This window comes from Streptomyces sp. NTH33 (genome assembly GCF_003236365.1).
Classification (GTDB): Bacteria; Actinomycetota; Actinomycetes; order Streptomycetales; family Streptomycetaceae; genus Streptomyces.
Window position 1 is genome coordinate 1 of record NZ_POTZ01000273.1, and the last position, 9,791, is coordinate 9,791.

Genomic DNA, 9,791 nt, shown 5'->3' on the forward strand with positions numbered 1-9,791 from the left:
GCCGAATCCGCACCGGGGCGGGAACCGCATTCCGGTACGGGCCCTCTCCATTGGGGCAGAATGCGAGGGGGTCCGGGACCAGGGACCACGAACGCGATCGGGGGAACATGTCGCGTTGGAAAGAGCTGCCCACCGAACTGAATGCGCACGTTGGCCAGTTGGTGGTCCGCCTGCGCCGGCTGAAGGACCACAGCGGGCTGAGCACGCGTCAGCTGGCGGCGAAGACGGGCTACAGCACGAAGTCGTGGGAACGCTATCTGGGCGGCAGATCGCTGCCGCCCCGGGACGCGGTCGAGGCGCTGGCCAGGATCGGCGACGACGACCCGACCCGGCTGCTGGCGTTGCACGAGGTGGCCGCCGAAGCCTGGGGGGACAGACACGGAGCCGTGACCGCGTCCGCGCCCGCGCCCGCGCCCGCGCCCGAATGCGACACCGTCCTGTCGTCCGGGCCCGAGCCGGAACGGGTTCCCGGGCGCGCGCTGCGGATCGCGGTCGTGGCGGGGGTGGTGACCCTGGTGCTGGCCCTCTCCTCGGCGGTCCTCGTGGTCGTACGGTTCTCGGGTGGCGAAGACCGGACGGCGGCGAACCCCGGCGTCTCCTCCGCCGCACCGCCGGAGGCGACGCCCTCGCCGCCGGGGCCCACGTACACCTGCCGTTACGAGCGGCTCGACGGCCACTGGTACGCGGGCAACAGCCGCACCCAGGACGCCATCCTGGTGAACGGCCTGGCCGGCCCGGAGATCGCCGAGGCACAGTGCCTGCTGCGCCGGGCGGGCCTCTCCCCCGGAGACATCGACGGGATCTACGGCCCACGGACGGAAAACGCCGTCAAACGCCTGCAGAAGCGGACCGACCTGGTCGTGGACGGCATCGTCGGACCGCACACCTGGAAGGCCCTGCGGGGATGACACCACCGACACCACCTGCACGGGCGACGCCGTCGGCCCCGTCGCCGGAACAGGCACGGCTGACCGCCGCACTGCGGGAGCTGAGGCAGCGCACCGGCCTGAGCCTGGCGGCCCTGGCGCAGCGGACCACCTACAGCAAGTCGTCCTGGGATCGCTACCTCAACGGCAGGACGCTGCCGCCGCGCCGGGCCGTGGAGGACCTGTGCCGGCTCGCCCGCGAACCGGCGGGGCGCTGTCTCGCCCTGTGGGAGATCGCGGAGGCGGAGTGGAGCGGACGCGCGGCGAAAGCACCCGCGGACACGGCCGCCGTCGCCTCTCCGGACACACCCTCCTCACCGTCCCCCTTACCGTCACCGGAGGAGATACCGGAGGAGACCGGGCGGGCCGGGAAGAAGAGTGTGGCGCTGGCGGTGCTCGCGTCGGTGTGCGCCGTGGTCGTCGGGAGCGTGGCGGCGGCCCTCCTCCTGCTCCCGCGCCAGGACGTTCCGCCCCGGCCACCCCTGTCCGCGTCGCCGCCCGTCGCCGGTCCCCGCTGCCGTGCGGCCACCTGCGAGGGCAAGGACCCGATGCAGTTGGGCTGCGCCGTCGGCCTGGACACCCTCGCCTCGTACCGCACGGCCACGGGGGCGCGGATGGAACTGCGCTACCACGAGGGATGCGGGGCCGGCTGGGCCCGGATGTGGCGTACGCGGATCGGCGACCGGCTCGACATGACCGCGGGCGGACCCACCCGTTCCGCCGAGGTGAGGGACGACATCGACACCGAGTCCTACGTCTACACCCCCATGACCGCGGCACACCCCGGAGCCGTCCTGCACGCCTGTCTCCGCCCCGCGGAGGGCGGCAGACCGGAGTGCTTCGACGGCCGCGTACAGCGGGCCCGCCCGCACCCGACGGCGCCGGGGTGACTTCTCCGCGGCCGGAGGGACCGAGCCACCCGCTTCCCTCCCAGCTCTGGCCCACGGGTCTTGCAGAGTGCTTCGCGAGCGTGAGTCCGGTTCCAGTGGACGGGGCGGGACTTGCCCCTTGGGTTTGGGCAGGGGCGGGAGTTGTCCACAGCCCTGCGCGAACCGTCCGCACCGCACGCCATAGTGCGGCATGCCCCTCAGCAGCGAAACCCTCCAAAAGGTCCGCGCCACCGCCTCCCTTCACATCGCCCATCGTGTTCACGTGTGCGCATTCCGCGAAGAGCCGGTGTCCGGGCGGAAGGTGACCGTCCGGACCCGGCCCGGCTTCTGTCCGGCTCGTCCGCAGTGACGGCCCGCGTACGGCCGGAGCTGAGCACAGAGGTGCGGCGCGGAGGGCGGTGACGGGCGTGAGCGACTGGAACGCGGAGCCGGAGGACGACGAGGCCGTAGGCGTCATGCGGACGGTCATCCGGCAGTTGAAGCTGTGGCGGGAGTCCGCCGGCATGACCCAGGCGGAGTTCGGGGCGGCCATCGGGTACGGGCAGGAGCTGGTCTCCTCCGTGGAAGGGGGGCGGCGGATCCCCCGGCCCGAGTACCTGGACGCGGCGGACGCGGCCCTGGGCGCGGGCGGCAAGATCGCGGCGGTGAAGGAGGACGTGGCGGAGGCGCGGTACCCGAAGAAGGTACGGGACCTGAAGAAGCTGGAGGCGGAGGCGGTCGAGCTGTGCGCCTACACCAACTCGGTGATCCATGGGTTGTTGCAGACGGAGGAGTACGCGCGGGGAGTCTTCAACGCCCGCCGGGCGTACGCAAGGATTCCGGGGGCGTGAGGTCGCAAGTGGCGGATCTGGGCCACGCCTCGAACCCGCCACCTGCGGTTTTCAGGCCCTTCGCTGGCCCAGATCCGCCACTTGTCCCCCACCTGGGCCTCGGCCGCCCGGCCAAGGGGCGAAACGCGCGATGGCGGAACGCGCCTCTACGGCACGTTCCGCCATCGGCTCACGCCCTCACTCCGTCACGTCGACGTGCGACGCCTCCGCGCCCCCGGGCGCCGCTCGCTCGGCCGAGTCATCGGCTCGCCCGCCTCCAGGGCCGCCAGGCGGCGCTTCGCGCCGAAGTCGGCCAGGGCCTCGGCCAGCTTGTGGACCGAGGGCTCGGGGGCCATCACGTCCACGCGCAGGCCGTGCTCCTCGGCCGTCTTGGCCGTCGCCGGGCCGATGCAGGCGATCACCGTCACGTTGTGCGGCTTGCCCGCGATGCCGACCAGGTTGCGGACCGTCGAGGACGACGTGAACATCACCGCGTCGAAGCCGCCGCCCTTGATGGCCTCACGGGTCTCCGCGGGAGGCGGCGAGGCGCGGACCGTACGGTAGGCGGTGACGTCGTCGACCTCCCAGCCGAGTTCGATCAGGCCCGCGACCAGCGTCTCCGTGGCGATGTCCGCGCGCGGGAGGAAGACCCTGTCGATCGGGTCGAAGACCGGGTCGTACGGGGGCCAGTCCTCCACCAGCCCGCGGGCCGACTGCTCGCCGCTCGGCACCAGGTCCGGCCGCACGCCGAAGTCGATCAGGGCCTTGGCCGTCTGGTCGCCGACCGCGGCGACCTTGATGCCGGCGAAGGCGCGGGCGTCGAGGCCGTACTCCTCGAACTTCTCCCGCACCGCCTTCACCGCGTTGACCGAGGTGAACGCGATCCACTCGTAGCGGCCCGTGACGAGGCCCTTGACCGCGCGCTCCATCTGCTGGGGCGTGCGCGGCGGCTCGACGGCGATCGTCGGGACCTCGTGCGGTACGGCGCCGTAGGACCGCAGCTGGTCGGAGAGTGCGGGCGCCTGTTCCCTGGTGCGCGGCACGAGGACCTTCCAGCCGAACAGCGGCTTGGACTCGAACCACGACAGCTGGTCGCGCCGGGCCGCGGCACTGCGCTCGCCGACCACGGCTATCACCGGCCGGTGGCCCTCCGGGGACGGCAGGACCTTGGCCTGCTTCAGGGTCTGCGCGATCGTGCCGAGGGTCGCCGTCCAGGTGCGCTGCCGCGTCGTCGTACCGGCCACCGTCACCGTCAGCGGGGTGTCCGGCTTGCGGCCGGCCGCGACCAGTTCGCCGGCCGCCGCGGCGACCGAGTCGAGCGTGGCGGACACGACGACCGTGCCGTCGGAGGCGCCCACCTCCGTCCAGCAGCGGTCCGAGGCGGTGCGGGCGTCCACGAAGCGGACGTCCGTGCCCTCGGCGTCCCGCAGCGGCACCCCGGCGTACGCGGGCACGCCGACGGCGGCCGCGATACCGGGAACGACCTCGAAGGGGACGCCCGCGGCGGTGCAGGCGAGCATCTCCTCCGCGGTGTACGTGTCGAGTCCCGGGTCCCCGGACACCGCACGGACGACCCGCCTGCCGCCCCGCACAGCCTCCATGACAAGATGTGCGGCATCCCGTTTCACGGGGACCCCAGCGGTTGCTGACGTGCCGTCGACGACCGTGAGCTGGGGTGTGCCCGTGCCCGGGACCGGCTCCGAGGAGGGGTCCGGGTCCGTGTGCACGACGGCGACGCCCTGCCTGGCGTGCGTGCGCACGACCTCGAGCACCTCGTGCTCGCCGACGAGGACGTCCGCGTGCGCCAGCGCCTCCACGGCGCGCAGTGTCAGAAGTCCCGGATCTCCGGGTCCGGCACCCAGGAAGGTGACCTGCCCGTGTTCAGGACTGGCGGCGGAAAGGGTGGTGGGGCTCACTGTGCTCGCTCCCCCATCAGACCGGCCGCGCCCTGGGCGAGCATCTCGGTGGCGAGTTCGCGACCGAGTGCCATGGCCTCATCGTGCGTCCGGGGCACGGGACCGGTGGTGGACAGCTGCACCAGCGCGGAGCCGTCGATCCTGCCGACGACGCCCCGCAGGCGCATTTCCTTGACAATCCGCTCGTCGCCCTGGGAGTCCCCCCGCTCGAGCGGAGCCGAGAGTGGGGGAAGGTCGGCCAGCGCGCCCACGGGGGCGCTGCAACCGGCTTCCAGGGCGGCGAGCAGGGACCGCTCGGCGGTCACGGCGGCCCGCGTGTGCGGGTCGTCGAGCTCGGCGAGCGCGGCGATGAGCTCCGGGTTGCCCTCGGTGCACTCGACCGCCAGGGCCCCCTGGCCGGGGGCGGGCAGAATCATGTCGACCGGCAGGATGTCGGTCACCTCGTCGCTGCGGCCGACCCGGTTCAGTCCGGCGGCGGCCAGGACGACCGCGTCGAGCTCGCCGCTCTTGACGAAGCCGATGCGGGTGTCGACGTTGCCCCGGATCGGGACCGTCTCGATGTTCAGGCCGTGGGCGCGGGCGTACCCGTTCAGCTGGGCCATGCGGCGCGGCGAACCGGTGCCTATGCGCGCCCCGTCGGGCAGGTCGGTGAACTTCAGTCCGTCCCGGGCCACGAGCACGTCGCGCGGGTCCTCGCGCTCCGGGATGGCCGCCAGGACCAGGCCCTCGGGCTGCGTGGTGGGCAGGTCCTTGAGCGAATGAACCGCGAAGTCGACCTCACCCCGCTGCAGCGCCTCGCGCAGCGCCGCCACGAACACACCCGTGCCGCCGATCTGCGCCAGGTGCTCACGGGAGATGTCGCCGTAGGTGGTGACCGGGACGAGCTCGACGGGCCGTCCGGTCACCTGGCTCACGGCGTCCGCGACCATCCCGGACTGGGCCATGGCGAGCTTGCTGCGCCTGGTCCCGAGCCTCAGTGCCTTCTCACTCATACTGGCCCTCGGTTCTTGCTCTGGATCTCGGAGTCGTTGTCGGCCCGGGAGACGGAGGCCACCGTCTCCGGGTCGAGGTCGAACAGGGTGCGCAGCGCGTCGGCGTACCCGGCACCGCCGGGCTCGGCCGCGAGCTGCTTGACCCTGACGGTCGGTGCGTGCAGCAGCTTGTCGACGACCCGCCGCACGGTCTGGGTGATCTCCGCCCGGTGCTTGTCGTCGAGGCCGGGCAGCCGCCCTTCCAGGCGGGCGATCTCGCTGCTGACGACATCGGCGGCCATGGTGCGCAGGGCGACCACGGTGGGGGTGATGTGCGCCGCCCGCTGGGCCGCCCCGAAGGCCGCGACCTCGTCGGAGACGATACGGCGGACCTGGTCGACGTCGGCCGCCATCGGAGCGTCGGCGGAGGCCTCGGCCAGCGACTCGATGTCCACCAGGCGGGCCCCGGCGAGCCGGTGCGCGGCCGCGTCGACGTCGCGCGGCATGGCGAGGTCGAGGACGAAGAGGGCCGGCTCGGGCCGCGGGGCGGCGACCGGCTCGGGCTTGCGGCGCTCGGGGACGCGGCCGACGGTGGCCGCGGTCGCGGCGAGCGCGGTGATCAGCTCGGCGTCGGCCTCGGCACCCGCGCGGGCGAAGTCGCGGCGGTCGGCGGCGCCTCCCCCGGACTCCCGGCTCCGCTCCAGCAGGGAGGTGCCCCCACCGGCCCAGGTGCCGTGCTGCTCCAGGGTGGCGGCGTCCATGCCGGCGACGGCGGACTCGCCCATCAGGGAGAAGCCGGGCTCGGCCGCGGCCGGGGCCGGCGGGCAGCCCTCCTCGGCGCCCGTGCCGGCCGGCGGCAACGGGGTCTCGCGGACGTCCGCCCGCGCCGTCGTACGACCGCTGTCGTGCCGCTGCGCGCCGGCTTCGGCGACGGCGGCCGGCGCGCCCGTACGGGCCGCGACCGCGGCGGCGATCGTCTCGGCCGTCAGGACGAGTCCCGTCGCGCCGGTGCAGGAGACGGCGACATCTGCACGTGTCAGTTCGGCCGGTACGGCGTCCATGGTCACCGCGCGGGCCCGTACGCCTGTGTCGTCGCCCTCGGTGAGGATCTGCGCGAGGCGCTCGGCGCGGTCCCGCGTACGGTTGGCGATCACGATCTCGGCGACGCCGGCCCGCGCGAGCGTGGCGGCGGCCAGCGACGACATCGAGCCGGCGCCGATGACCAGGGCCTTCTTGCCGCCCGCCCAGGCCTGTACGTCCGCGCCCGCGGACAGCTGCTCCAGGCCGAAGGTGACCAGGGACTGCCCGGCGCGGTCGATGCCGGTCTCGGAGTGGGCGCGCTTGCCCACCCGCAGGGCCTGCTGGAACAGGTCGTTCAGCAGCCGTCCGGCGGTGTGCAGCTCCTGGGCGCGGGCCAGTGAGTCCTTGATCTGGCCGAGGATCTGCCCCTCGCCGACGACCATCGAGTCCAGGCCGCAGGCCACCGAGAACAGGTGGTGGACGGCCCGGTCCTCGTAGTGCACGTAGAGGTGGGGGGTGAGTTCCTCCAGGCCGACCCCGCTGTGCTGGGCGAGCAGCGTGGACAGCTCGGCGACACCGGCGTGGAACTTGTCCACGTCGGCGTACAGCTCGATGCGGTTGCAGGTGGCCAGCACGGCGGCCTCGGTGGCCGGCTCGGCGGTGACCGTGTCCTGCGCCAGCTTGACCTGGGCGTCCGCGTTCAGCGAGGCGCGCTCCAGGACGCTGACCGGGGCGCTGCGGTGGCTCAGCCCGACGACGAGAAGGCTCATGCCGGCATCACGGCGGGCATGTCCCCGTCGGGTCCCTGGTCGGCGGACTCGTCGCGGCCCGCGGCGGTCTGCGGGAGGGGGCCCTTGCCGACGGCCTCCTCACCGGCCTTGCGCTGTTCGTGGAAGGCGAGGATCTGCAGCTCGATGGAGAGGTCGACCTTGCGCACGTCGACGCCGTCCGGGACGGTCAGCACGGTCGGCGCGAAGTTCAGGATGGAGGTGACGCCGGCGGCCACGAGCCGGTCGCAGACCTGCTGGGCGGCGCCCGCGGGGGTCGAGATCACGCCGATCGAGACGCCGTTGTCCCGGATGATCTTCTCCAGCTCGTCGGCGTGCTGGACCGGGATGCCGGCGACGGCCTTTCCGGTCAGGGCCGGGTCGGCGTCGATGAGCGCGGCGACGCGGAAGCCGCGGGAGGCGAAGCCGCCGTAGTTGGCGAGGGCGGCGCCGAGGTTTCCGATACCGACGATCACAACCGGCCAGTCCTGGGTCAGGCCCAGTTCGCGGGAGATCTGGTACACGAGATACTCGACGTCGTACCCCACCCCGCGGGTCCCGTAGGAGCCGAGGTAGGAGAAGTCCTTGCGGAGCTTGGCGGAGTTGACTCCCGCCGCGGTCGCGAGCTCCTCGGAGGAGACCGTGGGGACCGAGCGCTCGGACAGCGCGGTCAGAGCTCGGAGGTACAGCGGAAGACGGGCGACGGTGGCCTCGGGAATTCCTCGGCTACGGGTCGCCGGTCGGTGAGTTCGGCCAGTTGCCACGGTGCTCCTGCGGGTAGAGCGGGGCTGCAGGCGGTCATACGTTCCCGGACCGCCCCGTCGACAGCAGGCTATGTCTTTGTGAACGTGTGCACAAAGATGGTGTCCGATTTGTCCGGCCAACGTGACCGGGGTCACGCGCCCCCGGCGCAGAAGCGTGGAACCGGCGCACGCGCACCACTGTTCCTTTCTTGTCGGGGGCAAAACCGCACACTCTCCTCTACGATCATCGCCCCCGAGACCAAGTCGCCAACGATCCTAAGCGACTTCCGGCCGTTTTGAACTCCTCGGTCAGTGTCGATCAACCAGTGGACGTCAGCCCGTGAGCGCCTTGCGCAGCCGCTCCTCGTTCACGCGCCAGAAGGTGTGCTGTTCACCGTCGACGAGCACGACGGGAATCTGCTCCCAGTACCGGTCGTGCAGCTCCCGGTCCTCGGTGATGTCCTTCTGCTCCCAGGGGACGCCGAGGTCGGCGCACACCTTCTCCACGACGGCCTGCGCGTCGTCGCACAGATGGCAGCCCGGCTTGCGGACCAGGGTGACGAGCCGGTTCCGGGGCTCGGGGGGCGTACGGCGGAAGAGGGGACTCATGTCGGCCATTCTCACCCCGTCACGCGCCCGCGGAACCCCACCGGCACCGGCTGCCCCGCGCGGGGCCGGCCTGCCCCGTGCGCGCGGCGACGCGCCGTCCGTGTGACGCCTTCGACGACACCGTCACCGAGAGTTCACGCCCTTGCGACGTCACGGCTCCGGAACCACCGAACGGACTGGTTATGCTCGGCGCCATGGCCGCTCTTGGATGGCTCACCCCCCGTAGGCGCTCCACCACGGCGCGAAGCGTGTTGGCAGGCGAGGCCTCGGCGGAGGCAGCGCGCAAGTCCTCCCAGGAGGCAGAGGCCCCGCCGTCCCCCGACGAGGAGGCGGAGTTCCCGGTGCACGGGGACGACCGGGCCGCCGCGTTCTTCGACCTGGACAACACCGTCATGCAGGGTGCCGCGCTGTTCCACTTCGGCCGGGGTTTGTACAAGCGGAAGTTCTTCGACACCCGCGAGCTCGCCAAGTTCGCCTGGCAGCAGGCGTGGTTCCGGCTGGCCGGGGTGGAGGACCCCGAGCACATGCAGGACGCGCGCGACTCGGCGCTGTCGATCGTGCAGGGCCACCGGGTCTCCGAGCTGAAGTCGATCGGCGAGGAGATCTACGACGAGTACATGGCCGAGCGGATCTGGCCCGGCACGCGCGCGCTCGCCCAGGCCCACCTGGACGCCGGCCAGAAGGTGTGGCTGGTCACGGCCGCGCCGGTGGAGATCGCGCAGGTCATCGCCCGCCGTCTGGGCCTGACCGGCGCGCTGGGCACGGTGGCGGAGTCCGTCGACGGCGTCTACACCGGCCGCCTGGTCGGCGAGCCGCTGCACGGGCCCGCGAAGGCGGAGGCGGTACGCGCCCTGGCCGCCGCGGAGGGCCTGGACCTCTCCCGCTGCGCCGCCTACAGCGACTCCCACAACGACATCCCCATGCTGTCCCTGGTCGGCCACCCCTACGCCATCAACCCCGACGCCAAGCTCCGCCGCCACGCCCGCGAGATGGACTGGCGCCTGCGCGACTACCGCACCGGCCGCAAGGCCGCCAAGGTCGGCATCCCCGCGGCAGCGGGCGTCGGCGCGGTCGCCGGCGGCACGGCGGCGGCCATCGCCCTCCACCGCCGCCGCCGCTGACCCCACGGCCCCGCTGACC

General features: G+C 72.8%; 8 protein-coding genes and 1 pseudogene. 4 read left to right on the top strand and 5 right to left on the bottom strand.

Annotated features, from left to right (window positions below):
- The first annotated feature begins 107 nt into the window (after positions 1-107).
- From C1I97_RS23675 to C1I97_RS23685, 3 genes and pseudogenes are all read left to right on the top strand, one after another.
- On the top strand, positions 108-908 hold the full coding sequence (locus C1I97_RS23675) for a peptidoglycan-binding protein (protein ID WP_111005207.1): 801 nt from the start codon (positions 108-110) through the stop codon (positions 906-908).
- On the top strand, positions 905-1,816 hold the full coding sequence (locus C1I97_RS23680) for a helix-turn-helix domain-containing protein (protein ID WP_111005208.1): 912 nt from the start codon (positions 905-907) through the stop codon (positions 1,814-1,816). The genes C1I97_RS23675 and C1I97_RS23680 overlap by 4 nt, the downstream gene beginning before the upstream one ends.
- Before the next feature lie 455 nt (positions 1,817-2,271).
- Positions 2,272-2,619: pseudogene (locus C1I97_RS23685) on the top strand (Scr1 family TA system antitoxin-like transcriptional regulator); the annotation flags it as partial.
- A gap of 212 nt (positions 2,620-2,831) precedes the next feature.
- On the opposite strand, the gene C1I97_RS23690 reads toward C1I97_RS23685, so the two are convergent.
- The 5 genes from C1I97_RS23690 to C1I97_RS23710 form a co-directional block, all read right to left on the bottom strand.
- Positions 2,832-4,541 (bottom strand): uroporphyrinogen-III synthase, encoded by a 1,710-nt coding sequence (locus C1I97_RS23690; RefSeq protein WP_111005209.1) that lies wholly within the window; start codon positions 4,539-4,541, stop codon positions 2,832-2,834.
- On the bottom strand, positions 4,538-5,533 hold the full coding sequence (gene hemC / locus C1I97_RS23695) for a hydroxymethylbilane synthase (protein WP_111005210.1): 996 nt from the start codon (positions 5,531-5,533) through the stop codon (positions 4,538-4,540). The genes C1I97_RS23690 and hemC overlap by 4 nt, the downstream gene beginning before the upstream one ends.
- Positions 5,530-7,302: a glutamyl-tRNA reductase gene (locus C1I97_RS23700; RefSeq protein ID WP_111005211.1), complete on the bottom strand. Its 1,773-nt coding sequence runs from the start codon at positions 7,300-7,302 to the stop codon at positions 5,530-5,532. Before C1I97_RS23700 ends, hemC begins: the two co-directional genes overlap by 4 nt.
- A complete protein-coding gene (locus C1I97_RS23705) occupies positions 7,299-8,063 on the bottom strand; it encodes a redox-sensing transcriptional repressor Rex (RefSeq protein WP_111005212.1) in 765 nt (254 codons plus the stop codon). The genes C1I97_RS23700 and C1I97_RS23705 overlap by 4 nt, the downstream gene beginning before the upstream one ends.
- 312 nt (positions 8,064-8,375) lie before the next feature.
- A complete protein-coding gene (locus C1I97_RS23710; RefSeq protein WP_181446875.1) occupies positions 8,376-8,651 on the bottom strand; it encodes a glutaredoxin family protein in 276 nt (91 codons plus the stop codon).
- Between the two features lie 194 nt (positions 8,652-8,845).
- Here C1I97_RS23710 and C1I97_RS23715 point away from each other — a divergent pair, with 194 nt between their 5' ends.
- Positions 8,846-9,772, top strand: coding sequence for an HAD family hydrolase (locus C1I97_RS23715; RefSeq protein WP_111005214.1), 927 nt, complete (start codon positions 8,846-8,848; stop codon positions 9,770-9,772).
- Positions 9,773-9,791: the final 19 nt, after the last annotated feature.

Excerpts from the sequence above, each read along its gene's own strand:
- C1I97_RS23675 (WP_111005207.1), top strand. The coding sequence starts at position 108 with ATGTCGCGTTGGAAAGAGCTGCCCACCGAACTGAATGCGCACGTTGGC.
- C1I97_RS23680 (WP_111005208.1), top strand. The coding sequence starts at position 905 with ATGACACCACCGACACCACCTGCACGGGCGACGCCGTCGGCCCCGTCG.
- hemC (WP_111005210.1), bottom strand. The coding sequence starts at position 5,533 with ATGAGTGAGAAGGCACTGAGGCTCGGGACCAGGCGCAGCAAGCTCGCC.
- C1I97_RS23700 (WP_111005211.1), bottom strand. The coding sequence starts at position 7,302 with ATGAGCCTTCTCGTCGTCGGGCTGAGCCACCGCAGCGCCCCGGTCAGC.
- C1I97_RS23710 (WP_181446875.1), bottom strand. The coding sequence starts at position 8,651 with ATGAGTCCCCTCTTCCGCCGTACGCCCCCCGAGCCCCGGAACCGGCTC.
- C1I97_RS23715 (WP_111005214.1), top strand. The coding sequence starts at position 8,846 with ATGGCCGCTCTTGGATGGCTCACCCCCCGTAGGCGCTCCACCACGGCG.